The organism is Neptuniibacter sp. PT8_73 (genome assembly GCF_047778045.1).
Lineage (GTDB): Bacteria > Pseudomonadota > Gammaproteobacteria > Pseudomonadales > Balneatricaceae > Neptuniibacter.
Window position 1 is genome coordinate 2172597 of sequence record NZ_CP180545.1, and the last position, 25726, is coordinate 2198322.

The window sequence follows — 25726 nt, forward strand, 5'->3', positions numbered from 1 at the left end:
TCTACTTAAAGCTCCACTAGATACTTTCGATTTCTTCAACACTAACCAATACGAGCGTTATATTGTCCTTTGCCGACCGCTCTAAGCATTTCGACATTAAAAGATCGATGCCTTGGTTAATATCGCGCGCTGATTGATTCAGGAGCTGAGTCAATTCGTTCTCACCTATCTCTTTATCCAGGCCGTCGCTGCAAATAAGGAAAAGGTCGCCAACCTGCAAGGGTCTTAGATCCATATCGATAAAGAGGGAATCATTTGCTCCGACCGCACGCGTAATCACATTACGTTCTGGATGGTTGGGTACATCAACAGGGTTGATGCGCCCCTGCTCTAACATCTCTTGAACAAGTGTGTGATCAACCGTTTCTTGGTTAAGACAACCATTGCGAAGTAGATAAACTCGGCTATCTCCACACCAATAAACCAAGTACCGATTGGTATCGAAGATAAGACCGGCCACCGTAGTACCAATGACTTTGCCATTGCCACCTGCCATGTTCAGTAACTCTTGGTTTGTTGCAACTAGCGTGTCTTCTAGCCTGTCTATACGGCAAGCGAGGTTTTCTCCTACTGGGAGTTTACTTAGCCGCTCGACCACCAACTGACTTGCAACATCACCAGCATGATGTCCGCCCATACCATCCGCAACCGCCCAATGGGCCTGCTGATCACAGGTGTATAGCGCGTCTTCGTTGATTTTACGGACATGCCCCGTTTCCGTTCGGGCCACTGAACGCCAGGTAAGCTGTCTAGACATCAACACACTCCCCAGCATATTCAATACCTGCAATAAAATGCGAAAAGTGCTCAGTCGCCGGTAAGCCCGAGCTCACCAAGAATTGCGGCTCTACACCTTCAGTCCCTTCGCTCATCCATAACACGGGATATTCCACCGCCGTTACCAGATCTAAAAAATGATATTGATAACGCATAGAGTGAATATTTTGCATCAACGGTAGTTCGCCTTTAACGGCTTGTAGCTCAGTCGGAGGCGAGATTGGTCTCAGCGCTAAAGCATCTACCTGTTCACAAAATTGATCAAAATTAAAATCCAGTTCTAAGGTATCTAAAAGCAGGTCTTCTATTCGCTGATAGACCGTTTCTTGTGCTAATACCTGCTCATAAGTCACTAATCGTTGATGGACTGGCAACGCGATTAAGCAAGGAAACTGACGACCGACTTTGTCGATACTTGGGATAAATACCCCCATCCATGGGTTTTGGTCGAACACACCCGCAGATATGAAAAAGCGCCAGATAGGAGCGACGGTATAACGCGCATTCCAGTCGTCACCTAAACAACCTTTTGCCGCATGTAACCCCTGTTGAAACCACTGATCAAAGTTATCGACCAACGACCGTGGTAGTCCTCTCGTCACAAAGTCTCCACGGCACGGCATCTTGCCGTAAAAACCAGCTCTCTGCTCCATTACAGCGTCTCCGGGCAGTAAAAGCCTGATAACAAATCATGACCAAATGGGTTAATAGCACTCAACGCTCTTAATTCGAACATCGCTTTATGGCCCTGTTCATCAAAGGTCACTTGGTAAATGGCTGGGTTGTTAGTTTTATTCAAGTTGGCGCTATTCAGTACTCTGAACCAAGCCCAAGGGCCAACTTCCGAACGTGAGGAAAGCATGCCCACCTGACTTTGAAGTGACATCGTTACACTATCGGTACTAGGGGTTGGCCAATTAAGGTTGATTGGACGTCGAGGACCATGACGGTAGGTAATGTTCTGTTCACCTAACGTCATTTCAAACTTCGAAACTCTGGCATCAAGACTTAGCGGTCGGATCACAAAAGGAACAGACAATTGACCGTTACGGAAGAACACTTCCTGAATTTTGCTAGCCCTTTGAAGCTGCGCTAGGGTCCGATTCGATAAGCCAATAGACTGGCCATCGACTTTACGCTCCACCCAAGTCCGCCCTTTGGTATCAACAAAATCTCTTAGGTAGCTTTGGAAGAATGTATCCAATGTTCCCTGTGGCGAGAAGAAACGCGAGAAGTCTTCTAATGTCGATTCGGTTGGAGAATTAGGATCAAGTGGGAAACGCCCTGCTACAAAGGCTTTACACTCTTGATACACCTGAGTCTGCCAAAGTTGGTTTAACTCATCTAAGGTCCCTTTAAGCATCATCTGCCAGTTTTGAGTACCAAGATCACCTACCCAACCCTGCATCACTGGTGGCAAGCTGTGTTGATAGCTGTTCACTTTGCCAATTGGGTCTTGGCCACCTTGTGCTAATCGATTTTGTGCTGCATCGAGTGCACCTGTGCTTGAGAAGGATGAATTCGCAACACTGTCCATATACAAACCGAGATTCGCCAAGTCATCACTTAAACGATCCAACAATGTGCTATTACCGCGACGCTCAAGTAGTTTGTGATACGGCGCATAATGACGTTCTACACGCTCACCAAGGTTGCCGCCTAACTTATCTAGCAAACCTGATTTTTTAGCATTTCGTAATAGCTTACTAACGCGTTGTTGCTGAACAGCAGCTTTTTGGTTCAGACTCGCGACAGAACGTGCAAGCTCTTCTCCCCCTTCACCTTGCCCTGCTGCGATATATTTAGTCAGGGTCGTTTGCTCTTTTACTGCTTCTAAAAGATAACGAACTGGGCTATCTATACCGGCTGAAATGCTCACCTGACGAACGCTATCTCGAGCATTGGCTGGACGCTTAACGGTTAGATCATCCAATAAGCCATCCCAGTTTTTAATGTAATCCGCGTAGTAAAGGTTGAGCACTTTACGCTGCAGCGCATCTAGATCGATATTAGCCTGCTGATAGCGCTCACCCATAACCCAGTTGTTTTCTAGGAAACGTTTTGAGATCTCTACACTGTTCGGCAGGAACAGCTCATAAAAACCTTTTTTGGTGAAGAAGCCAGGCATCACGAACTGTTTTAAGTCCTGACCCATTTTGCTTTTGAAGATATCAAAGCCATAAGGACCTAGAACGTCATCGAGAATAAGATCATGCGTCCGGCTCTCTTGCAGCTCTCGTTTAACTGCCTGATAAACCTGCTTTTCCAACGGATCACGCGATAGGTTTTTACGTGCTTCGGTGATGATCTTGTCGTTCATAGCGACAGGGGAAAAGCCATCATTCAGCAATGTATCTAGATGTGCTTCTAGGTGATTTAACTCTTCATCAGTCAGTTCGTTATCAGCTTGCCAATCGAGCATAGCCCAGCTTTTAAGGAGCTCGGCATCGTAGTCACGGACACCACCGTACATCAGATAGACGCGCAGAAGTTCATACAGAGCATTGGTGTCGCGTGGATCATTCGCAATGATCAGCTCTTCTATGCGTGCCACAAGTACAGGTAAGAACTGGCTTTCTAGCCATTTGCGATAGGCACTATCGGTACCTTGTTTAACCTTATCGCCCTGAAAAAGACCAAAACCATGATCGATCCCAGCAGACGCATAAACATGGGGTAATTTTTGAAGTTTATCTAAGCTTGGTAGTACCGCTCTAAAATCAGCACTCGCCAAAGGTTCGGTTACTTGAAGATTCTGTACTTCTGCTAATTCAGTCGCAGATTTTTCAATACTTTGATTGTTATTGAAGTAAGACCACGCCCAAGCGCTGCAACCAACACCTACAACAAGCAGCGCTGCAACCGCGCTTAAACGTTGAAGCCAGGTTTTTCTGCGTAGTAAGCCTTGATCCAGTCCAGCAACACCCGCTTCGCCAATAATGACTTTGGTCAGCAGGTCTCGAATGAAGAAGCTTTTCCCTTTACCGGAGCCGCCAACCATCGTTGCACGACCAAAACCGAAGCTGCGGACAAGATTACCCAGCAAGCGGTCGATCGGCGATCCCTCCTGCGTACCACTCGTGTAGTAAACACCTCTAAGCAGTACGGGTTCGCTGTAACGGCTACTAGAGAATGTTTCAGCAAGGAACAGAGACACAATATCCCGCAAACTCGCAAACTGACTTGGGAATCCAAGGATCAATCCGCGTTTGTCCGGATCGTGCTCATGGTGTAAACGCTCTAATACTTGCTGTTGCAGACGCGTGCTTAGCTGCTGAAAACGCTCTGGGTATTGCTCAACAGGGAGATCACATTGCCCGTTGGCATCAATACCAAAAGTTTCACCCCAAACTTGTCCACGCGCATCTTTGTCATAACTGTCAAAGAACTCGCTAAAACCGGGAATCAAATCACACTTGGTAAAGGTGAAATAGATCGGAAATTTGATACCAAGATTGTCTTGCAACTCTTCTATACGGCGGCGAATGGTTTTAGCGCACTGACGACGCTCCTCGTCTGATTGCTGCATCAGATCGGCCATACTCATAGCGATGATAGCGCCGTTAATCGGTTGCTGAGGGCGGTTAAACTTCAACAACTCCATAAATTTTTGCCATGCAGCCTTATCAACCGATTCATGACTATCTTGGGTCGTAAAACGACCTGCGGTGTCTATCATTACCGCTTCATCAGCAAACCACCAATCACAGTGACGTGTGCCACCGATGCCCTGAATAGCTTCACTGCCCATTTTGTCTGCAAGCGGGAAATGAAGTCCCGAATTAACTAAGGCTGTTGTTTTACCTGAGCCAGGAGGGCCAATGATGACGTACCAAGGCAATTCGTATAGGGCGTATTTTCCCTTTTTACCTTTAGAATTGAGAACTTCCAGCGCTGCATCAAAACGTTCACCAATAACGCTTTGTTCTTCTGCTGTCGCTTGCTCTTCACGTAGCTCTACTTGATGGTTGCTGGAAAGGTTTTCCATCAACCGCTCATTTTTCTTTTTCGACTGCCAATGCAGTCGAGCAACATTGGCACCCCACAATGCGATAACGATAACAATTGCTAATAATCGAGCAAAATCAGAAGATAAAAAGTACGTATCAGCAATCGCGATCAACGGGCCAACAAACCAGATCAACAGAGCGACACACACCAGACCTAACAATTGTAGAAACCACTTATTCGTTACAAAACTAACAATCTTTTTCACGACAAAACCTGTTTTTCAATCCCTAGAAAATTCGTTACTACTTGCGTAAAACGATCTCAACACGTCGATTTAGTGCTCGGTTTTTAGCCGAAGAGTTCGGTACCAAAGGCTCGCTATCTGCTAATCCTTCTACACGAATCACTTGCTGAGCCGGCAATTTACTTTTCAGTAAGTCACCCACAGAATCAGCCCTCTCTTTTGAAAGAACCCAGTTTGATGGGAATCTTGCCGAGAAAATTGGAATGTTGTCCGAATGCCCTTGCACTTCAATCGGTGCTGACAGTTCAGGAATGGTTTCACCAATTCTCTCAATCAATGGAATAAACCGTGGTGATAATTCAGCTTGTCCTGAGGCGAACAGTTTTGTGTGTCGGATGCGCACACGGGTATGAGTAGCATCATCGATTAATTCAATCACGCCATTATCGATTTCAGATTTAAGTGCCGGGGTTAAAATTCCAACCAAATCTACACGCTGAAAATCTAATACCGGTGGCTCGGCTGGTACATAACGATTCAGTTTATCGATATTTACGGGTGTAACTTGCAACGGGTCAGCCTGCCCTACTACCGCTAAGTTCGCCATAACCTGATCTGATTTTTGGTTTAAATACCAGTTAAAACCAATAAAAGAGGAAGATAAGAGTACTAAAGCAACTGACCAAATTACCCATTGAGGAAGATGGCGAACAAAGCCTTGGTGAGCGACATCTAATCCCATCCAAGCTGGTGATAATGGCAACGCAGCTCTATTACGATGTCTTGTTATGAGGATATAAAGCTCACTACGGAGTTGATCTAGTTCCCTTCTGCCATTAGAGAGACGACGGTATTTACCTTCAAAACCGAGCGATAAGCAGCAATAGTAAAACTCTAAAACCAACAAACTAGTAGCAGGTCTTTGCATCAATTCTTGAAGGTAATGAAAGAAGTTCTCCCCACCCCAAGCTTCTTGATGCAGATTGATTAGCATACTGTCCCCAGACCAGCGACTTGTACTTCCCCAAGGGGTATTTAATACAATTTCATCAACCAGAGAGCACATAGCATAACTAATTTGATGAGCTGTATTTGGATCGGCTTGTATCCCCCACCCCTGGCTGCGATAGAAATTAAGTTGATCTAACGCGTAACGATGAAACTCATCAAGATTAGGACACTCTGATGCACTCTGAATTTTGCTCGCGAACGTTAACAACGGCGAAACCATAGCAATCAGAGGATTCTCTTCATACATAGGTACCGCTGATTGATGATGTTGTTGATCATAGACAGCTGGGCTAGCTTGATACGCTGGAGCCGCCGGTTGAGCAGGCTGCCCAACATGACCTTGATGAGGAGCATATTCATACGCCGGTTGTCCGTAGCTGGAACTTGATGGGTTTTGAGAGTGAGGCTGCTGAGCAGGCTGATACCCACCGGGAGGAACCGCTTGTCCATTATAGGGTTGTTCCGGTGTGTATTGAGGTGCCTGTTGTGAGCCCGCATGACCCTGATTCTGCTGCCCATCTCGCTGCGGTCTTCTGCCGCCCGGTGTAGGCCTAATAATTGTTTGGTCTTCCATGAATAAACTCTCTATTACCGCCGTTTAATCGCCCAAAATTGACACTCTAGTCCCGGAAAATCGCCACCTATATGGAATGCGATTCCGCCTGACTGCTGCAGGTTTTTCCATAGCGCATTGCTGATATCTAATTGGAAATAAGTGAACCCTGCGTGATACGGAATCTCTCGAGGAGCCACAGGCAGATCACTAACTGGAATACCTGGTAGCGCACTGCTGATTAATTCTCGGATCTGCTCTACCGGCCCAATTTTCATTTGGGCCGGTAACTGCTTCCGCAATTTTTCTTGCGGTACTTGGGCGCAAACGGCCAGCACGAAGTCTGCACTTTTGAGTAAGGATCTATCGTTGATACGCGCTGCACGAATCCCATATTGCGGTGGTGATAGTGGAATAGACTCTGCGATATTTTCCAGTACGGTGCCGAAAGACTCTCTCAGATCGACAAAAAGTGGAGAGAACGTTTCAAAGAGTACTTCATGCTCATATTTGGGATATTCAGGTGAACGCTTATCCTTCTTCATAAACGTTGATAACTCACCTGCCATACCCAGTAATCTCTCGTACAAACCAAGAGGATGTAGCTCTTCCAAATCACGAAGAAGATTAAGCACAGGATCTAAACGATTGAGGATCTGCAGCAGCATAAAATCTGTAACTTCTGCCACGCCACCTTTGCCGCCACCACCAGCAACACGACCCGCTAGTTCTCTTGCACGGGTCATAACTAAGCTATGTAGCTCTGTTACAAAATCAGTTAATAATGGCGAGGCCTTAGTATGAAGAACGGTAGGTATATAATCGCGACGTAAACGAATTTTTCCACCTTTAACTTCCTCAATATGGGCAACCGCAATCTGAGTGTACCCTTCAGGCACAACCAGTGAATCATCGCCACGTTCTGGTTCGACAAAAAGGCGCATACGTAATTCACCGACTTGGATAGATGAATTTTCGCCGTGCTCATCAGACGAATCTTTTAACTCCAACGATCTCGGTAGATATCTAATGAGACTATTTCTGTGATCACTTTCACCGATCTCAGCCGTACCTTCTTGGCGCAGAGGAATCGCTAAATAAACAACAGCATCTTCAATTGAGTCTGGAACACGAATTGATAGCGGTGGCGCATCGCCCGTCAACGTACTAAAGCTAGTTCCATCCGGAAAAATACCTGCGCACTCTTCAAGCGTAAGCTCGCCAATTTCTAAATGTGATTGATTGATCTTGAGCGCCGAAAAACCCCAAGCATAAGGTGTGAGATCTCGATTACGATTAGTTAATTCTTTTGAGATATAGCGCTCAAACTGTTGAAAATGATGAGGGCGTAGAAACATCCCCTCATGCCAGATAACTTTGTTAGTCAATTAACAGCCCTCTTTAACTAATACATCAAGCAAACCGGCTTTCTTACAATCTTCCAGTTTCATGGGATTAACAGTCACACCACCCTCTTCTACTTTGACACCCTGTGATGCTTGCAGAGACGGTGCAGCTAATGAAGGCGTTACTCCTTGCGCTGCCACATTGCCGTTTGGTGAAACAGTCAGTACATTCGCGTTTAGATAAGCCACTAGCGAAACATCAGCTTGGCTTGGAATCGGGAGAATCTGCTTATGAATAGCGTTATCTGTATTCTGGAATGCTGCCATCACCGCAACGAAATGCGCATCGGGGTCAATAACAGATTGGTGATTTACAAAAGAGCCTGGGGCAACGACATATTCTTCACGAGATAATAGATCTGCAGATAAGAGCGTCTTATCTTGATCGTAAAGATCAAAGAAGCTGGCTTCTTTAAAATCAACTTCTTTACGTAATTGATAAACTCTAACGACCGTAGGAGAAGGCCTACCAGAGAGATCGAGATTAGTTAATGGATGGGCCGATATAGCCAGAGCAAGATTAGAATCCGGTGGCGTATCATCCTTTACTTCAACAGATAAACACCCGCTTAGAGAGAGAAATAACAACATACAGAACATTGCCCTGTAACCTTTCTCAAACCTCAATGACATAATCTAACTCCTTTAGTCTTTTTCCATTTAGTACGGCAAACAACGCAAAAGGCTGCCGAATCCGCAAAGCAGATTGGCAGCCCTTAAACTCAATTTAGAGAAATTAAGCTTTAGGTACACGCCAGTCATCAGAACCAGAAGTTCCTGCTACTTCGTGCGTCCAAGAGATCTTACGGTAAGTTAACGCAATATCTTCCATGTGCGTGAAGTGAGCCATATCTGGATCCTGACAGTTAGGCATTTTCGCCTTAATATCAACGATCATTGCGTCTTCTAGTTCGTGCGTGAAGTAATGTTCTTGCTGGCCCGTCATAGACGTGCGGTACCACTTCAACACAACTTTTGGTAAACGCTCACCACTTGTCAAAGCTTCATACAGCTTTGGTGAAGCCTTGTCGTAAATTTTTGTAATAACAAACGCATCATGAACACGCTGACCGCTTGGCTGACCACTCTGCGGATCACGTGGGATCAAAATTTGGTGTTCAAAACCTTGAACAGTGATCTCATTTTCATGATCTTCCTGAAAACGGTTACCCATGGATTCCATGCTGTTAGCGCCTTCAGTGATGTTGCCCTGAGTTTCACCCTCAATGGACATATAACCTGGAGTTGGCATATATCTCTCCTTAGATTTAGTGGTTTAAAAATTTCATAACCACCTATTCAATCCGCATGCCAACTTTTAAAAACCCTATTCCTTTGCGGCCTACAACCAAAATCACCATCCAAGTTACTGTAAGCAGACGAGGACTTAATGAGCACAAAAACGCTCAATTGAGAAAAACTAAGCTAAAACCCCAAGTAATCTATCTTTCAAATCGAAGGCCATACCTTCCAAACCATCGATATCAACCAACTCTTCAAAGGTAGAACCTCCAGAAAGCTGAGAAACCATAGAAACAAGAGAGTCTTGAGGACGAAACGCAGGAACAACAGATGTTAGAACAACATAAGGCAGATCACCCGACACATCAGGCAGTGTCTCGATGCTTACCTCATACCCCAATCCAGAAAGAATCCTTTGTAGATCTGGGCTTTGCTCAATTAGCAACCAGATAGTCAGCGCTCTTATAACGAAAGGAGAAACTTCTTCATAACGCATCTCCTGACCACCAATACGATCTGAGATAAGCCCAACCAGATCGTAACTACAGTCATAGCCTAAAACCCAGCGCACAGGAGTAGAAAACAGTAACGGTGAAGATAAACCCGACAACTCTTGGGAATAACTCCAAGGAGTTAGCGACAATTTATTGTGAATAGCAGATAAAGGCGTAGAAAGCTTAGCTGACAAGCCAAATGCATCACGCATAACTGACTTATAGCGCTCTTCAAGAAGAGAAAAATTTTTCTCAGCGCCTATCACCTTATCTCGTGAGGCACTCTGCATGTACTCACCCAAAACTTTTCGAGGGGCACAAAGCGTAGTGAGCGTTTTAACGTAACCGTGAAGATCTTCGCTCAATAACGAGCTAACTTTCTTAGATTGATCGCGCAGAGAGGATAAATCCTCAAACTGAATTTCCCTAACTGGTGTCATAACAACGTCCCTATCCACCAAATTCTTTATAAAACTCGAGCCAGTCTACTTATATATTTAAAAAAAACAAATAATTTAAAACCCAAATAAGCATGTGAGAATATTTATTCTCACCCATAAAAACCCTTTAAATATTCTTTATTCATTATTCAAAAATAAATGGCATAAAACATGCTATTTAATATTTAAACTATCATGGATAACCAAGATGAAAGTATGTAAAGGGAAATACCTTCTTGTCGGATTAATCGCCGCTAGCACACACCAACTCAGCGCAGCAGGAACGCCACCTTCTCACTTACCCGAAGCTCGATATGACAGTGAGATAAAGGAACAAGACTACTTGATAACACAGGAGCAAAAAGGCAAATGGGCGGTCAACTGTCGCCAGAGAATAAACCCTGCATCAACTGATAAACGCTGCAGCGCTACTGATGGAAGGCAGATCCTTAAATTCACAGCACAAGCCGAAGAACCCGCTCCACCACCAGCCAAAGCTTTTGAACAAGCTGCCCAACTAACTGATGGCTACATACTACAATTAGCTGCTTTCTCTACTCAAGAAGCGGCACTTAGGTTTCAGGCTACCCATTCAACTATCCGATCTCGCGTAGTTTCGACAACAGTACAAAATGTTCAAATGTTTAATGTTATTACACCCGTGATAGAGAACTTTAAACAAGCGCAAGTTTCTGCAGAAAATACGGCTAAAACCCTAGGTTATTTACCCTGGATTCGAACAACAGATTCAATATAACTCACTACATAAACCACAAGGATGACTTATGTATACTCTAGCAAAAATACTTAACTTTTTAATGGCAGGCCTATTTACGATTTTAGGCATAGCTGCGTTATTAATGGGCAACTTCTTTGCACCATTCTTTCCAGTCGATTTGGCGATCGTCATGTCGATTCTACCGTTTCTGGTAACAGCGATGGGCATTGTAGGCCTATGGAGCATTTTCACAAATAACAGAAGCTGGCAAATAGCATTTTCTCTATTTACTGCAATGTTCTGGTACATCGGAACAATTATAGGTGTGTTGAGCCTTATCTTGCTTCTTGCGAGCAAACCCTCAGAGGAAGAAACGAAAGAACTGCCAAACCCTACCGCTTAAATACAAAGACACGGAGTAAGCCTTTTACTCCGTGTCTGATTCTTGGAGGTGGCTTGCTACTTTCAAATTTGGGTCAGAGAGTAACGGGGACCTTCCATATCCGTTTAACGTCAACAGTACGACCGGATAAGGCAGTGAATTCGCCTTCTAACTCTACGTACCAATGAATCGTCCCCCGCGACTTCCCATTAAGACTTGGAGGTAATTCGCGAGGAATATCTATTCGGAAACGGATTTCAGAGCAGCCTTCAAGGTCACTATTTATCTCGGGGTCAATCCCTTCCTGAAAACGAATAGCTTCATTAAACTGGACCCGGTCATTAACTTTAGTTTTGTAGAACTCTTTGCATAACAAACGCAAAGTAATGGTCTTGGTTGTAGGAATTGCCTTGATCTTACTTCGACCTACTATCGTGCCGCCAATACGGCCACAATGCCCATCTAAGAAAAGAAGAGTTGTTCCAATTTCATTGTAGTCCCGAATTTTTCCTCGCCCATACTTGAAGAAAAAGAAGCCTATAACAGCAAAAATCCAGAAAGAATAATGCGCATTATCATCGGTACGAATATTCATCTCGATAAATATTGGGATAAAACCAAACCCCAACATGGTAATGAAACCGACAAATACCATCACACCGGATTGACGTTTAGCCAGATCCCGAATGCCACTTTTGGCATTTGCTTTGAGCTTTGAAACAGAGCCACCTCCTCCATAAGAAGCACCATTTATGAAGTCATAATCAAAACGCATAAAAATCCTTTTTATTTGTCGGATAGTTAAAAAATATTATTTGAAATGTAGTGTGTGTAATTGACGAGTAATGACTTTTCCTTGCCATAACTAATCCTCACATCCTTGTGATATATCAAACTAAATTAAACTTACTCTGACCCCAATTATTACAATTATTTGCAATTATTCCCCAGCTGGATAAAGTACTGTGGTTCTCCCACTGGAGAGAAACGGCTTTTCCTTGCCATAACTAACCCTCACATCCTTGTGCTACATCAAACTAAATCAAACTTACTCTGACCCCAATTATTCTTAAACGCGAGGATCAAGCCGAGTTAGACATCGGGTCTAAACATAAACATGAAGTCCATTTCATCAAAATTTATTACATGTTCAATACTGTTGAAAAACTCTTCTGATTTTTTATTTAGCTCAGTTATTGTTTTTTTATCAACATTGAATTTCACAACATAGAATTCTTCATCAAACTCTTCACCCGTACCAAGGTGATAAGCCCTATTAAAAATATAAGCTTCTTCGGCTGATATCAATTCATCACTAATTGCCCAATCATAACGCCTTCCGCCATAACCTTTTTTAAGACTATCCATGTAAAGATCCCTACGCTTTGCATTGGTCATTCCCTCATATGGATTATGAACGAAATACATTGCTATCTGAGGATCTTTATTAACATTATCAAGTAGAGCTTGATACATTTCTTCACCCCAATATTCTTGATAAGTCTTTCCGGTGGTCTGAAGACCAACCATTGAACTTGCTAGCGGTCTAACATAGCCTTTTTTAGCCGCATCTAAAAAGTATTTAACCCCTTTACCTGAAAATTTATCGTAAAACTTCTCCAATAATGAACGGTCATGAATCTGATAGAAAAACCCAGCTTTGGCATCTTCTTTTTTAGCTAACTCTTTCCATCGAATAATCGCTTTATCCAAGTTATCTTCACTACATTCCCAACCATTGACTTCGCAAACATCGCCTGTCCCATCAACTCCTGATAATTTGAATAGCGCATAGGGATTACCTAATTCTCCAGCCTGTTCAAACCACTTATAAGCCCCATAACGGTCACGACCAAAATTTTGCTGTTTCATATAGCCGTACCAGAATAAAGCCTGTGCATCCCCTTCTAGCGCATAAGGTTCAAGCTTAGCCATAGCTTCATCGTACTTTTTGTAGCGAATATCAATCATAATTGGATAAAGGTAATGTCCTTTTTCTACGTAACCAGCATTCGCTAACGAAGTGATTACCAATAAGCTACAAGCGAAAATACGTAAAAAAAACATCATGCTTTTCCTTCTATATCCATAACTGAAACCCGGTGGCAGTTTGGGTTAATATCTACAGCATTTTTACGAGCATTCTGCTCAATAACGTCACTTTTACAATCCCCGATATAGATGGCCGTATAGGAATCACCTAAGTAGCCTTTTTCTACATAAAACTGATAGTCACGTGTAAGCATATTTAATAGCCCCCTAAAACTATAAATTTTATTGGTTCTGCTGGATTGATTCAGTTCTGTATCAGAATCCGCCCAAATTGCTGACTCATACAAATAGATCATTCGGCGCAAATTACCTAAAAGCGCCTGCCATTCAGCCTTGTAGTTACCTGGCTTCTGCCCCTTACCACTCATTCGCGTTAATGTTTCTTCAAAATAACGTCTCTGCTTACCAGACAGTTCCGAAGAATAGGCAATATCATCACCTTTGATATGACCATTGACTAACCACACCAGTATTCTCTCAAAAGCATTTCGTTGCCTAACATCCCGATTTTGATCAAGTACCAATCTTGGATTTCCGCCCATATTCATTAGATCACTGGTTCGCTCTCCAAACGAATACGTCTGCTTATCCGTCAATGTATAAAGCAAGCGCCCCAATGTCTCAGGAGGCATTTTCTTAACCCATGGAAGCGCTACTTCTGCTTCATTGTTGATAAAGTCTGCCAGAACTGGGGCTAGTTTTTCACGAGTCTTTTCGTCATTAAATGCTTGGATTTGTTCGAATGGTAATAGTAAAACATCCGCAGCTTTAAGGCCTGTAACCATAACCGCTGTTAGGAACATATTGAACAGTTCGAAGGAATTTTCACCGCTTTCTGGGTCGATGCTTTCATCAAATAGGCTGATACGACGAAAACCTTCTTGATCCATAATGGTGAGGATGTGATCAATAAAGTCATTAATCGCTAAGGGCGATATTTCGAAACCTACTTTACCGCCCACCCCCGGGCCCAAAGCCAGCTTAGCCGCCATAATAAAGATGATTTTACCGCCACTGACGGTGAGTTTTATTACACCACTCGCTGAGGCGGCAAATGCTCCGGCAGCCTTAGCCGTAAATTCACCAAAGGAGACAAAGCCTTTCGAGTTTGGCTTTTGCCAATTTAAACTGCCGACAAATTCACCTCCCGCTTCAACGCCAGCAAAGACTCCGGCTGAAGCTGTAATATCGGCAGCCTTACTCGGTGCAAGTAGCTCTCCATCGGCATTTTTAATCTGTGCGACATCTTTACGGTGTGCATTATATCCTTGGTAACTTTCGGTAAACCCTTTAACCCCAAGGCCACCTTGATCCAGATTACCAAACTCAACACTGGCTCCTAAATTGACCGAAGCACCCACCATACCATAGAGCGTAAATTTCCCCTGTAGCATGATATTACCGCCATCAAAAACGGCATTCTGTTCTTTTCGGTCTGCTCGATAAAAAACTTCTTGCTCGATTTTGAGCGGCTTTGCGGGTAAATAAGCGATATAATGGATTTTAAAAGGATGCCCGGTAGCACTGGGGTACTGTACAGTGAGAGTTGATTGCCCTTTAGCCAAATTTAATTCTGCATTTGCATCAACTAATCCAAACTTAATATTTTTACCCTGAAGCCTTTCTGTTAGTTGAGAGGCTCCTATCTGATCTCCCATACTCACCGCAGACGAAAAGCGAAGAAACTGACATTCGGAACTAACATGATAAGCCGTTTCATCTATTTCGGGTCCATCAGGCTTCCATTCGTAAGCCCATTTTACCATCGCTTTATCAAAGCTCAGCAATTGATTCTTAAAGTTGGCTTTAATTGGAAGTTCATTACTTAGCTTAGTAATATAATCTTTTACTCGATTATCAAGAAATGTATCCCTAGTGGTTTGTTCCTCAGGCTCTGGAATAGGTTCTCCACCCTCGATGTAATTATTCTTAGCCATCGGTCGGCTGGAATCTGCAGCTCTTAAACCTCCCTTCAGATCTAGAAAGTGATCTCCGCATTCGATTTTGCTTTGCGAGTCTTCAGGTATTAACCAACTAGGCCCTCGCACATAGGCGACACGCCCTTCCTCACTACTCAAATAGCATTCCACTACGGATAAGTCAGCTTTCCCTGCGTCGGTGTACAAACTGCCTGTTTTCTTAGCGGGCTTCCATTCTTTCTCTTTAAACACGGGTGTGTAGAGCTTATCGTTCGAAGTAAACAAGCGCTGATACTCTTGAGCAGCAGCATTAGTTTTTGCTTTCTCTTGATAATACGTAACTTGTGCAAGTAACGCTTTTTTACAGTGAACTAAGTCACCCAGTACCTCTTTAGGCAGCTTGCCAACCCCAAGCAAATCTTTTAGTTCTACCATTTTTGCTTTCAATGAAGCTTCTAATTTATGGAGCAATGCTACACAAGGGTAGTAACTCCAAGGCAGCGCTTGGCCTGAAACTGTATCCATGGATTCTAATTTGGGGATGAGACTAAAGACTTCATTGATCATCTTTTTCTCTGCTGCCTCATCCAGTTTTTCGTAGTATTTAAAGGTACTCGGATGGTTGGCAAGCAGGTCATCATCTGTCAAGCATTGCTCAATGAGCACCATCAGGTTGGTATTTAAAGTAAAGATTGGTGTGAAGCGACCCGCAAAACGCGCTCTAAACTCATATGGGCTGAGCCTCGAAGCAACGGTACTGTCATGCTGCCAAAGTTCCAACCTGCGTTGAATAGATTTGGGGCTGTCAGAACAGATATCCTCTAACTCAAGGCTATACATACCTCGGGCCTTATGGACGTTTGCCAAAGCGTTATGAATGGAATATTGCTGTTTACTGGTGAAGTACCCCATCTTTTCTGAATAAACAAATGGGGTTCCGTCATCAGATGCTTTTTTCTTAGCAGCTAATCGCGCCTTTTTCTCAAGCTTTTCAATTTCGTCCGCCAATTGCTCCATTACATCATCAATGGCTTCTCTGCGGATCTCTTGATACCTGAGCTTTGTATCTTCTTTTGTCGGAGCGTCCACAAATCGACGTAAAGGTGTTACTTGCATTCCCCCTTTAAAAGTAACATTTAAGGCATTAATGCAATGCTGCCACAGCTTTTCTTTTTCGAAAGCTTCACTGTACTCACCATAAAACTCTTTACCTAGCTCCTCACCATTATGTGCTTTATTGAAAAGTATCTTAGGGACACTTAAAACTTCGAGCTTCAGTGCCAATTGCAAGAATAATAGCGCTCTATAACGATCTTTATCTTCCTGCTGTTCCAAAAAGCGCTCATGATCACTACTTTGAAACTTAGATAAAATACCGTACTTACTTAACTCCATCATTGCATCATTAACGTCACCACCCAGCATCGCCTGCATAATTGATCTCATATGCACGATTTCTTCAATTAGCTTATCTTTGGCTTGCTGGGTAATCGCAAACCATCCTTGCTGACCGGTTTTAGGCATCGATGGGTAGAAGACAACATCTACGTATTCCCTAGGTTCGCAGACATCACCTAATTGCTTTGGCAGCTCTGGTAATTGAATACGCTCGCTACTTACTGCTGCAGGTTTAACTTCATTTTGTGAAGGCTTCGCAGTTTTTTGCGTTGTGTCTGAGTCTTTATCGTCAGGAATATTTATTAAATTACCGGCATAGATCAGATCCACGTTTTTAATCTGCTCACTGTTCATCGCTTGTAATTTACCGACTGTTATACCGAGCCGCTTGGCAATCAACTCTAGACAATCACCTTCAATGATCTCATATGTTCCCGACATGATTATTCCATTAATCCTTTGTAAAACTGTTCCGGTAGCTGATAGGCCGTCTGAATTGCTTCAGGGGTTATTTCGCCGTGGTTTCTAAAGCTTCCTTTCGCCCAGATAACCTCTGAGATACCACTGATAAAACGGGTGAGTTCGCTTTGTGTAAGCTCCTGTTCCAACGAATCTAAAAGCGCCGGAGAATAAAAACGAAATACCATTGCGTTACCCAATGGAGATTGAGCTAGCGCCCTGCTTTGCATCCAGCTCAGCAGCTCTTCTTTCGGCTGGTTTGGTAAGCCAATTACCAATGAGGAACCCGCTTGCCAGTAAACATTCTGTTCCCACTGTTGCTGAATGACTTCGCTATATAGCAGCTCTGAATCAGATTTAAAAAATACGCACCAAGGCCCTTCTTCTGCGACGCTTTCTAGGATCGTGCCATCAAATAATCTGGCTACATCTGGAAGCTCTTCATTTTGGAAGATAAGTGCCAATGGATTATCGTGAAAACGGTTATGATCCAGTATCAGGCAGTACAAAGCATCATCGTAGATAGGGATCATGCTAACCCCTTACATGGACAATCCGAACGTGGGCAAGTCGCGATAGACCCGCCGTCTTTCATACATAATCCGATTGCTGGCTGATCAACTAAGGCCATCCGTTTAAGCGTCGGTGCTGGTATCCAAGGCTCTACCGCCGCTTTACCTTCTGTCACATATCCCGCTTGATCTAAATCGGCTTCTAACGGTGGTTCTGGTGCTACTGGTGCTGCTGCAGCGGCACTGCCTCCGCCACCACCGCCATTTAGGTTTATAGCGGCACCATTCACTTTTACCCCAGCAGGATTGATCGTTATTGTGCTACCGCCCGCTTTGATGAGTATTTCGGTACCGGCTTCGAATATGATCTTTTGCCCAGCTTTCCAGTTGCTCTCGTTCACTGCATGCTGAAAGCCGCTTTTTCCAATTTGGGCGTGATAGTCAGGCGTAATGGTATGGTTGTAGTTTGTTTTAACTTCACGATGGTAATCGCCTTTAGTGAGCGCGTGTTCCTCGTTGTAAAACTCTCTATATTCGTTATGTTCCACCAACTGTTGGTGTTCGTGGCCAATCCATTGTTTATGGGTATCTAAGGTACGTTGATCTAGGTCCTTCTCTGCTCTGATAAAGACCTCTTCTTCACCCTTTTTATCTTCAAAGCGTATTTCGTTGTAGCCACCGCCACCTTTGCTGGAGAGGGTCTTAATTGTTGAGCGGGTTTTGTGCTCAGGTAAAGCATAAGGTGGCATATTATGTCCATGATAAACCCTGCCTGTGATAATCGGTCTGTCTGGATTCCCCTCTAGGAAATCAACAATCACTTCATCTCCAATGCGCGGCAGAAACATGCTGCCGAATGCTCCTCCCGCGCTGTTTTGACTTACACGAAGCCAACAGGAGGTGTTTTCATCATATTCACCGATTCGATCCCAATGGAACTGCACTTTTACCCGACCATGCTCGTCGGTATAGATCTCTTCGCCTTCAGGTCCTGTCACCGTTGCCGTTTGAGCACCTTGAATCACTGGCCTTTTATCAAGGTCAACTTTAGGGCGGTAAGGCGTATCCATAGAAACAAGATTAAGCTTGTTGCTGTATTTAGAACCTTCGGTCGTAGCACCTGTTTCCAACACCTGAGGCTGAGAACAAACATGCTCAATACGAGAAATAAAATACTCAGCATTTAATTCGCTACGCTCATGATCTAGAACAGTGAAACTAAAACCCGGCGCACAGCGATTAACGTCGCTTTCGGCAATAACTGTCTTACGCTTTCGATTGGCTGAATCTAAACGGGCATCAGTCAGATGTGAGCCTCTGCCAGATTCCATAAAGTTTGCAGGGTAATCGTAGATTTCTAGGGCGGTATCCTGCTGGTGTGATGCTGTTTCAGTAAGGTCTAAATTCGGCTTGGTAAAGTTAAAATCACGTAAGGAAACTTTGCCTGGACGGATCGCTGCTACATACTGAAAACGGAATATGTGCTGCTCTGAGATAGCCCCTTGGGCATGATGAAAATAAGGTATTTCAGCCTCACCACTGATATAGGGTGAAGAAGTAGAAGAATCGCTAAATACGATTGTATGTTTATCAGCTGAATGCTCGAAGTAGTAATGAATCCCCTCTTCCTCAAGCAACCGCTCTATAAAGTTGAGATCTGACTCTGCGTATTGAACACAGTATTCACGGGCACTAGCAGGCCTTGTGAGGTCAAAACGGAATTCGTCTGAGGAGAAGTTATGCTCACTAAGCAAGTGAGTAATGATGTCGCGTATCGTTAAAAACTGAAAAATTCGATTATCTAAACGATGTTTTAACAACCAAATTTTAGGCACTAAAGTGACACGGTAACTACTTTGTCGAACGCCTTCTTCGCCAATTACCGCACTAGCAACAATACCATTGATGTAACGTGTTTGTTCGTTTTCATCTCCGGTTTGATCCAACAAAGTGACACAAGCAGCCTTCCCTACAATTTGATCGATTTCTATATCTGTTTGCTTAGAAACCAGCTCAATTTCAATACTGAATACTTGGGATACTTGCTCCACTCCGGAGAGTCGTACCAGTGAGAATTCGGCACTGCCTTTTACATTAAAGAGGAAGCGTTCTTCATTTGCTTTTAAAAACATCACTCATTCCTTTGACGTGAAATTTCTTCCAATCACGTTTTCGTATTACATAGCAGCTTATCCAAGCATGCTTTGTGCCATTTATCCTAAATGGCACTTAGAAGCGAAAATTAGTTGATCAGTTCTCTTTAGATATCGCGAATATGATTTAGGAAATCATTTGGCTGCACAACGCCAATAAGCGTTTTATGATCGAGCTTTGCACCTTCGCGATCATAGAAGATAAGTGCCGGCGGGCCGATCAGTGCGTAATCTTTATTAAGCTTTTTAGCCGGTTCGTCATTTGCGGTGACATCTACCTTAATCACCCGGTAAGGCGCTAAAGCATTTTGCACACGCGAGTCAGCGAAAGTAACTACCTCTAGTTCTATACAAGCAACACACCAATCAGCATAGAAATCTAGCATGACTGGCTGCCCATTGGCTTTGGCGATCTCTAACTCACTATTAAGTGCTTCTGGCGTTGTCACTTTTATAAAAGGCAGAACCTCAGCTTGTGCAGACTGATCACCTGCAAATGCTTTTAGTGGGTATCTGAAGCTATTACCACCTGCCAACGCACCGATCATTAGCGACAAGCCGTAAAGCAGAATAATTAGACCTAAACCTTTCGCAAGGTTCTCTTTAGCAGTTTTGGCCTTCGCCAGCACACCCATATAAACAGCCGATACAACTAGAATGATCGCTGTTAACCACATAGAAACGACGGTAGGTACAATCCGATCAAGCATCCAAACGGCCATTAATAACAGCAGCACACCAAATACCGCTTTGACCTTGTTCATCCATAGGCCAGCATGTGGAAGCAGCTTACCCGCTGAAGCACCAACCAATAGAAGCGGTACACCCATGCCTAAGCTCATCGCGAATAACGCACTACCACCTAAGAATGGATCACCTGTTTGGCCGATATAGATTAATGCGCCTGCTAAAGGAGCCGCCATACAAGGGCCCACAATCAACGCAGATAGGAAGCCCATAATAGCCACACCGGCAACCGTACCACCCTTCTGACTGTTACTCGCCTGACTCAAACGGGTCTGAATACTGTTTGGCAGTTGCAGCTCGTAAAAACCAAACATCGAAAAAGAAAGTAAAACGAAGATCAAACTGAAGCTGCCGATAATCCAAGCATTTTGGAACAGCGCTTGAACATTTTCGCCAAACAACCCTGCGAGTACTCCTGCGATGGTGTAAGTGATGGATACAGCCAGTACATAGACAAGAGACAGTCCAAAACCTTTAGCCGTAGATACATGTTTACCCTGCCCAGCAATGATACTGGATAGGATTGGAATCATCGGAAAGACACAAGGCGTTAAGGATAGAGCTAAACCCGCTACGAAGAACGCACCCAATGTAACAATTAGGCTGCCCTGAGAAAGCATCTGTGCAAAACGATCCTGCTCTGTGACTGCAGGTGCATTAATGGTTTGCATGGTTGCTGGAGCGACGCTCACATCAGCAGCTGATTTAGAAGGGGCAAATGCTGCTATTGAGATCTCTTTAGTGACTGGCGGATAGCAAACGCCACCGTCCCAACAACCTTGATAGGTGATGGTTAGCTTGTCATCTTTTGCAGGATCGACTTTGCTTAGCAGTGAGAGATCAATCTCAGCACGATCGTAATAAACCCATACCTGACCAAACAACGGGTCATCTTTTAATTCAGCCGGTGCATTCTTGCGCGAGATTATCTGCGTTGTTTCGCCATCTTTAAGCTCTATTCTGTCTCTGTAAAGGTAATATTCATCTGGCATATCCCAGATTAGTTTTAAAGTATCACCTTCTTGCACATGACCAAAAACAAACGCTTTTTCTACTTGAACAGGGCCTTTTTCACCAAAAAGGTTTTGATCAAATAGTCCCGCTGTCACACTCGGGGAAGCTACAGATAAGATAAGTAAAAACTGTAACCAAAAAACTCGTTTAAATAGATACAACACAGCGTTTCCTATGGATTAATCTCGCAGACGCTTGATTGACAACTTTTATGCCTAACAGTTCGCTATCAATCGGATTTACATAGTTTACCACGCCTTTTTTATCGAACAGCACTCGTAAAAGCACTTTAATTAGTAGAAACAACTGCCATTGTTTTGATTTGGCGCAGAATAGACCATCTGCATACTTATAACCTTCATAGGTTTATGGTAAAACAAGCGACACATTGACAAAGAGTCTAGAGAGCCCCAGCGCTAAAAGCGCTCAATAACGTTAAATAGCTCTCTAATGTAGGATAAGAACTAATGACCGATACACGTGTTGAAGATTTAAATATCGAATCAAATAGCGTTCTGATTTCCCCAGATGCGCTTAAGGCTGAAATGCCAATTTCTGAGAAAGCAGCTGCAGCAGTTATGCAAGGCCGCTCTGTTGTTCGCGATATTCTTGACCGTAAGGACCCTCGTTTATTCGTTGTTGTGGGCCCTTGCTCTATTCACGATACAGAAGCAGCAATCGAGTATGGTAAAAAACTGGTTGAGCTTCAGGAAAAAGTTAAAGATTCCTTATATCTGGTTATGCGCGTGTATTTTGAAAAACCACGTACGACTGTAGGCTGGAAAGGTCTGATTAACGACCCAGACCTAAACGACTCTTTCGAGATCGAAAAAGGCCTGCACACTGCACGTAAACTTCTTTTAGATCTATCTGAAATGGGTTTGCCACTAGCAACTGAAGCACTAGACCCAATTTCTCCACAGTACATGCAAGATCTGATCTCTTGGTCTGCAATCGGCGCGCGTACTACTGAGTCTCAAACTCACCGTGAGATGTCTTCTGGTCTATCTTGTGCTGTAGGTTTCAAAAACGGTACTGATGGCGGCCTAGAGGTTGCTACAAACGCACTTAAATCTGTTAGCGCACCACATCGCTTCCTAGGTATAAATGAGAGCGGTCAGGTTTCTATCGTACACACTAAAGGTAACCAGTACGGTCACGTTGTACTTCGTGGTGGTGGCGGTAAGCCAAACTACGATTCTGTAAACGTAGCGCTTTGCGAACAAGCACTTGATAAAGCAGGCCTAGCAAACAACATTATGATTGATTGCAGCCACGCAAACTCAAGCAAAGACCCAGCTCTTCAGCCGCTTGTTGCTGAAAATGCGACCAACCAAATCATTGATGGCAACAAATCCATTGTTGGCCTGATGATTGAAAGTAACCTTGCTTGGGGCAACCAGTCTATTCCTGCAGATCTAAGCGAGCTTGAATACGGCGTATCTGTAACAGATGCTTGTATCGACTGGGAAACAACTGAGAAGTGCCTAGTTGAGATGAACGAGAAGCTGAAGCCTGCACTAGCTAATCGCTAATAGACTCTACATTCTACAAAAAAAGCGCATAGGGTAACCCATGCGCTTTTTTTAGTTTTCGGAGAGAATATATACCTCTCCGTCACCGTCAAACTCTAATTGCTCCTGCGGCATTTGGCCTCCAAGTCAGATTTAAACCAAATACAGTTTGCCTCATCTGGTATGACTGACCAATATGGAATAACCCATATAGCCTGGTTATTCGATAGTAAGAATATTACAAGGTCAATTGATCAGGATCTGAACGGCCTAGTTGAGTCAGCAACTCAACCAGCTTCGGATTAAATCTATAACCGCTTTCACTATTGATACGACTTATCGTTTTAGCGACCGCGATTTTTTGCTTTTGATCCTTCCTTAAGCGCAGATAATTTTGCTGATAGAACTTCAGCATTGAGAGAATCATACTCCCCGCTGGAATATCATCACCTTTTAGACCAAACGGTCCTCGGCCATCATATCTCTCAAAACTACACTCGATCAGTTTTGAAGCGGCTAGCCATTTACCGCCTAGCTTTAAAAATCCTGCTGATAGCTCAACCTGCTCTCGCGCCTTAGCTTTTTCCCATTCAGCAGATTCAAGGCCGATATCAAATACAGGCGAAGGGACAAATTTACTCCCTAAATTCTGAAAATTGAACGCAGCCAACAATTGCTCTTCAACTTCTGGATGAGGTAATTGTTGATTCAGCAAACAACCTATTGCAATTAGCTTAGAGAGATCGCCTTGTTGCTGAATCGATTTTGCCTGTAGAATTTTTGCGACCTGGCCCATGAAAGCGAGATCATCAAAGCCTTTGAGCTGCTCTTGCGCCTCAAGCTTATCCAACACACTCTCATTTATACTCTGTGTGGCTGTGAGAATGCCTGAGAAGCTTTCTAAGGTTGCTTGAGTTACTTTATCACGTGATGATTGGCCAGACTCATAAACCTGCATTACACCCTTTTCTAGAAGCTCTATATCAGCCGGACTCACATCACGACCACTGATTCTATCTGCGACCAATTGCTCCAGACGGGTAAAAACAAAAGCGATAAACTCACCTTGTATAGGCGTATAGGGAAGTTGCGCTTTCCTGAATTGATCAACCAAATCTTCGAGTCTATGGCAAACGTCAGCAATACTATCGAGAAACACCATATGACAGTTGCCTTTAACTGAATGCACCGCCCTAAACATTTGATTCACAATTTCAGAGTCGTAATTACAGTTTAAGGAACTAAAACAGTGATCCAATTCCTCCATAGCTTCCTTGAAGCTAGAGTAGAACTCCGTTTTCAGCTCATCACTCAGCTGCTGAAATCCTTGATCATTTGCGTCCGACATTCTTCACCATTTCAATTAGCCACAAAAAAAGGATAGCAAAGCTATCCTTTTTTATAACACATTCTGGAATGCTTATTCGTCCGGCATCGCTTTAGGTTGATCTGTGTTCTCATAAATGAGAATAGGATCGTTATCACCCTCGATAACGCCCTCATCGATCACAACCTTGCTTACATTCTCCATAGAAGGCAGCTGATACATAATATCTAGCAATGTCGCTTCCATAATAGAACGCAAACCACGTGCGCCTGTTTTACGCTCAAGTGCTTTACGTGCAACCGCCTTTAAAGCAGCTTCACGGAAATCAACTTCAGCGCCTTCCATATCGAACAGTGCAGCATACTGCTTAGTCAAACTGTTCTTAGGCTCAGTCAGAATCTGAATCAACGCTTCTTCATCCAGTTCAGCAAGTGTTGCTACCATTGGTAGACGACCAACAAACTCAGGAATCAAACCGTATTTAACCAGATCTTCTGCTTCTAGCTCACGAAGACTGTCAGAAACTGTTTTCTCTTCATCTTTGCTTTTAACAACAGCACTGAATCCGATAGAACCTTTCTCTGAACGATCACGAATAATCTGCTCTAGGCCAGCAAATGCACCACCACAGATAAACAGGATATTAGACGTGTCTACCTGCAAAAACTCTTGCTGAGGGTGCTTACGACCACCTTGTGGAGGAACAGAAGCAACCGTACCTTCTATCAGCTTAAGCAAAGCCTGCTGTACACCCTCACCCGATACGTCACGCGTAATGGATGGGTTATCAGACTTACGTGAAATCTTATCGATCTCATCAATGTAGACAATACCAAGCTGAGCTTTCTCTACATCGTAATCACACTTCTGCAGAAGCTTTTGAATGATGTTTTCTACATCTTCACCTACGTAACCTGCTTCAGTTAGCGTAGTCGCATCAGCAATAGTGAATGGCACATTCAATAGGCGTGCTAGCGTCTGAGCAAGCAGGGTCTTACCACTACCCGTAGGGCCGATAAGAAGAATATTACTTTTGCCTAGCTCAACATCTGAATTGCTGCTCTTTTGGAAGCGTAGACGCTTGTAATGGTTGTATACCGCTACAGCAAGTACTTTCTTAGCGCGATCTTGGCCAATAACATATTCATCCAGAGCTGCACTTAGCTCTTCTGGAGTCGGCAGATGATCGCTCTCTTCCTGAGGCTCTGCTTCTTGTATTTCTTCACGAATGATGTCGTTACATAGATCAACACATTCGTCACAGATAAAAACGGACGGACCAGCAATTAGCTTACGTACTTCATCCTGGCTTTTGCCGCAGAATGAGCAGTACAGCAACTTACCGCTGTCATCGCCATCTTTACCTTTGATTTCGTCGGTCATTCGACTTCCTCATAATTCTTTATCAGGGCT

19 protein-coding genes are annotated in these 25726 nt (G+C 43.7%); 3 read left to right on the forward strand and 16 right to left on the reverse strand.

The window, feature by feature from the left end; translation table 11 throughout:
- Positions 1 to 16: 16 nt before the first annotated feature.
- From ACMXYN_RS09650 to ACMXYN_RS09685, 8 genes are all read right to left on the reverse strand, one after another.
- Entirely contained in the window at positions 17 to 757 is a 741-nt protein-coding gene (locus ACMXYN_RS09650; protein ID WP_415891635.1) for a PP2C family protein-serine/threonine phosphatase, read from the reverse strand.
- Positions 750 to 1430, reverse strand: coding sequence for a type VI secretion system-associated protein TagF (tagF, locus tag ACMXYN_RS09655; protein ID WP_415891636.1), 681 nt, complete (start codon positions 1428 to 1430; stop codon positions 750 to 752). The genes ACMXYN_RS09650 and tagF overlap by 8 nt, the downstream gene beginning before the upstream one ends.
- Positions 1430 to 4993, reverse strand: a complete 3564-nt coding sequence (gene tssM / locus ACMXYN_RS09660; RefSeq protein ID WP_415891637.1) for a type VI secretion system membrane subunit TssM — start codon at positions 4991 to 4993, stop codon at positions 1430 to 1432. Before tssM ends, tagF begins: the two co-directional genes overlap by 1 nt.
- A gap of 37 nt (positions 4994 to 5030) precedes the next feature.
- Complete coding sequence (gene icmH, locus ACMXYN_RS09665; protein WP_415891638.1) at positions 5031 to 6557, reverse strand: type IVB secretion system protein IcmH/DotU; 1527 nt, start codon at positions 6555 to 6557, stop codon at positions 5031 to 5033.
- Positions 6558 to 6571: 14 nt separating this feature from the next.
- Positions 6572 to 7924, reverse strand: a complete 1353-nt coding sequence (gene tssK, locus ACMXYN_RS09670; RefSeq protein WP_415891639.1) for a type VI secretion system baseplate subunit TssK — start codon at positions 7922 to 7924, stop codon at positions 6572 to 6574.
- Complete coding sequence (tssJ, locus tag ACMXYN_RS09675) at positions 7925 to 8575, reverse strand: type VI secretion system lipoprotein TssJ (RefSeq protein WP_415891640.1); 651 nt, start codon at positions 8573 to 8575, stop codon at positions 7925 to 7927. It abuts the gene before it with no gap.
- Positions 8576 to 8678: 103 nt separating this feature from the next.
- The gene (locus ACMXYN_RS09680; protein WP_415891233.1) at positions 8679 to 9194 is read right to left on the reverse strand and encodes an Hcp family type VI secretion system effector; all 516 of its coding nucleotides are present in this window, start codon (positions 9192 to 9194) and stop codon (positions 8679 to 8681) included.
- A gap of 168 nt (positions 9195 to 9362) precedes the next feature.
- Positions 9363 to 10118, reverse strand: a complete 756-nt coding sequence (locus ACMXYN_RS09685; protein ID WP_415891641.1) for a hypothetical protein — start codon at positions 10116 to 10118, stop codon at positions 9363 to 9365.
- 208 nt (positions 10119 to 10326) lie between these two features.
- Between ACMXYN_RS09685 and ACMXYN_RS09690 the strand changes: the two genes are divergently transcribed.
- Entirely contained in the window at positions 10327 to 10875 is a 549-nt protein-coding gene (locus tag ACMXYN_RS09690) for an SPOR domain-containing protein (protein ID WP_415891642.1), read from the forward strand.
- Between the two features lie 28 nt (positions 10876 to 10903).
- Entirely contained in the window at positions 10904 to 11239 is a 336-nt protein-coding gene (locus ACMXYN_RS09695; protein ID WP_415891643.1) for a hypothetical protein, read from the forward strand.
- A gap of 73 nt (positions 11240 to 11312) precedes the next feature.
- On the opposite strand, the gene ACMXYN_RS09700 is transcribed toward ACMXYN_RS09695, so the two are convergent.
- The 6 genes from ACMXYN_RS09700 to dsbD form a co-directional block, all read right to left on the reverse strand.
- Positions 11313 to 11993 (reverse strand): hypothetical protein, encoded by a 681-nt coding sequence (locus tag ACMXYN_RS09700; protein ID WP_415891644.1) that lies wholly within the window; start codon positions 11991 to 11993, stop codon positions 11313 to 11315.
- Between the two features lie 317 nt (positions 11994 to 12310).
- Positions 12311 to 13288 (reverse strand): hypothetical protein, encoded by a 978-nt coding sequence (locus ACMXYN_RS09705; protein ID WP_415891645.1) that lies wholly within the window; start codon positions 13286 to 13288, stop codon positions 12311 to 12313.
- Positions 13285 to 17028, reverse strand: coding sequence for a LysM peptidoglycan-binding domain-containing protein (locus tag ACMXYN_RS09710; protein WP_415891646.1), 3744 nt, complete (start codon positions 17026 to 17028; stop codon positions 13285 to 13287). The genes ACMXYN_RS09705 and ACMXYN_RS09710 overlap by 4 nt, the downstream gene beginning before the upstream one ends.
- Before the next feature lie 2 nt (positions 17029 to 17030).
- Complete coding sequence (locus tag ACMXYN_RS09715) at positions 17031 to 17579, reverse strand: DUF4123 domain-containing protein (protein ID WP_415891647.1); 549 nt, start codon at positions 17577 to 17579, stop codon at positions 17031 to 17033.
- Positions 17576 to 19690: a type VI secretion system tip protein VgrG gene (locus ACMXYN_RS09720; protein WP_415891648.1), complete on the reverse strand. Its 2115-nt coding sequence runs from the start codon at positions 19688 to 19690 to the stop codon at positions 17576 to 17578. The genes ACMXYN_RS09715 and ACMXYN_RS09720 overlap by 4 nt, the downstream gene beginning before the upstream one ends.
- A gap of 128 nt (positions 19691 to 19818) precedes the next feature.
- Entirely contained in the window at positions 19819 to 21636 is a 1818-nt protein-coding gene (gene dsbD, locus ACMXYN_RS09725) for a protein-disulfide reductase DsbD (RefSeq protein ID WP_415891649.1), read from the reverse strand.
- A gap of 303 nt (positions 21637 to 21939) precedes the next feature.
- On the opposite strand from dsbD, the gene ACMXYN_RS09730 reads away from it, so the two are divergent.
- Positions 21940 to 23007, forward strand: coding sequence for a 3-deoxy-7-phosphoheptulonate synthase (locus tag ACMXYN_RS09730; RefSeq protein WP_415891650.1), 1068 nt, complete (start codon positions 21940 to 21942; stop codon positions 23005 to 23007).
- 217 nt (positions 23008 to 23224) lie between these two features.
- Here the strand turns inward: ACMXYN_RS09730 and ACMXYN_RS09735 are convergent, their stop codons facing one another.
- Together ACMXYN_RS09735 and clpX are read right to left on the reverse strand one after the other, a co-directional pair.
- Positions 23225 to 24334, reverse strand: a complete 1110-nt coding sequence (locus ACMXYN_RS09735; protein ID WP_415891651.1) for an Hpt domain-containing protein — start codon at positions 24332 to 24334, stop codon at positions 23225 to 23227.
- A 72-nt stretch (positions 24335 to 24406) separates the two neighbouring features.
- Positions 24407 to 25696 (reverse strand): ATP-dependent protease ATP-binding subunit ClpX, encoded by a 1290-nt coding sequence (gene clpX, locus ACMXYN_RS09740; RefSeq protein ID WP_415884404.1) that lies wholly within the window; start codon positions 25694 to 25696, stop codon positions 24407 to 24409.
- Positions 25697 to 25726: the final 30 nt, after the last annotated feature.

Excerpts from the sequence above, each read along its gene's own strand:
- ACMXYN_RS09650 (WP_415891635.1), bottom strand. The coding sequence starts at position 757 with ATGTCTAGACAGCTTACCTGGCGTTCAGTGGCCCGAACGGAAACGGGG.
- tagF (WP_415891636.1), bottom strand. The coding sequence starts at position 1,430 with ATGGAGCAGAGAGCTGGTTTTTACGGCAAGATGCCGTGCCGTGGAGAC.
- icmH (WP_415891638.1), bottom strand. The coding sequence starts at position 6,557 with ATGGAAGACCAAACAATTATTAGGCCTACACCGGGCGGCAGAAGACCG.
- tssJ (WP_415891640.1), bottom strand. The coding sequence starts at position 8,575 with ATGTCATTGAGGTTTGAGAAAGGTTACAGGGCAATGTTCTGTATGTTG.
- ACMXYN_RS09680 (WP_415891233.1), bottom strand. The coding sequence starts at position 9,194 with ATGCCAACTCCAGGTTATATGTCCATTGAGGGTGAAACTCAGGGCAAC.
- ACMXYN_RS09685 (WP_415891641.1), bottom strand. The coding sequence starts at position 10,118 with ATGACACCAGTTAGGGAAATTCAGTTTGAGGATTTATCCTCTCTGCGC.
- ACMXYN_RS09690 (WP_415891642.1), top strand. The coding sequence starts at position 10,327 with ATGAAAGTATGTAAAGGGAAATACCTTCTTGTCGGATTAATCGCCGCT.
- ACMXYN_RS09695 (WP_415891643.1), top strand. The coding sequence starts at position 10,904 with ATGTATACTCTAGCAAAAATACTTAACTTTTTAATGGCAGGCCTATTT.
- ACMXYN_RS09700 (WP_415891644.1), bottom strand. The coding sequence starts at position 11,993 with ATGCGTTTTGATTATGACTTCATAAATGGTGCTTCTTATGGAGGAGGT.
- ACMXYN_RS09705 (WP_415891645.1), bottom strand. The coding sequence starts at position 13,288 with ATGATGTTTTTTTTACGTATTTTCGCTTGTAGCTTATTGGTAATCACT.
- ACMXYN_RS09710 (WP_415891646.1), bottom strand. The coding sequence starts at position 17,028 with ATGTCGGGAACATATGAGATCATTGAAGGTGATTGTCTAGAGTTGATT.
- ACMXYN_RS09715 (WP_415891647.1), bottom strand. The coding sequence starts at position 17,579 with ATGATCCCTATCTACGATGATGCTTTGTACTGCCTGATACTGGATCAT.
- ACMXYN_RS09720 (WP_415891648.1), bottom strand. The coding sequence starts at position 19,690 with ATGTTTTTAAAAGCAAATGAAGAACGCTTCCTCTTTAATGTAAAAGGC.
- ACMXYN_RS09730 (WP_415891650.1), top strand. The coding sequence starts at position 21,940 with ATGACCGATACACGTGTTGAAGATTTAAATATCGAATCAAATAGCGTT.
- ACMXYN_RS09735 (WP_415891651.1), bottom strand. The coding sequence starts at position 24,334 with ATGTCGGACGCAAATGATCAAGGATTTCAGCAGCTGAGTGATGAGCTG.
- clpX (WP_415884404.1), bottom strand. The coding sequence starts at position 25,696 with ATGACCGACGAAATCAAAGGTAAAGATGGCGATGACAGCGGTAAGTTG.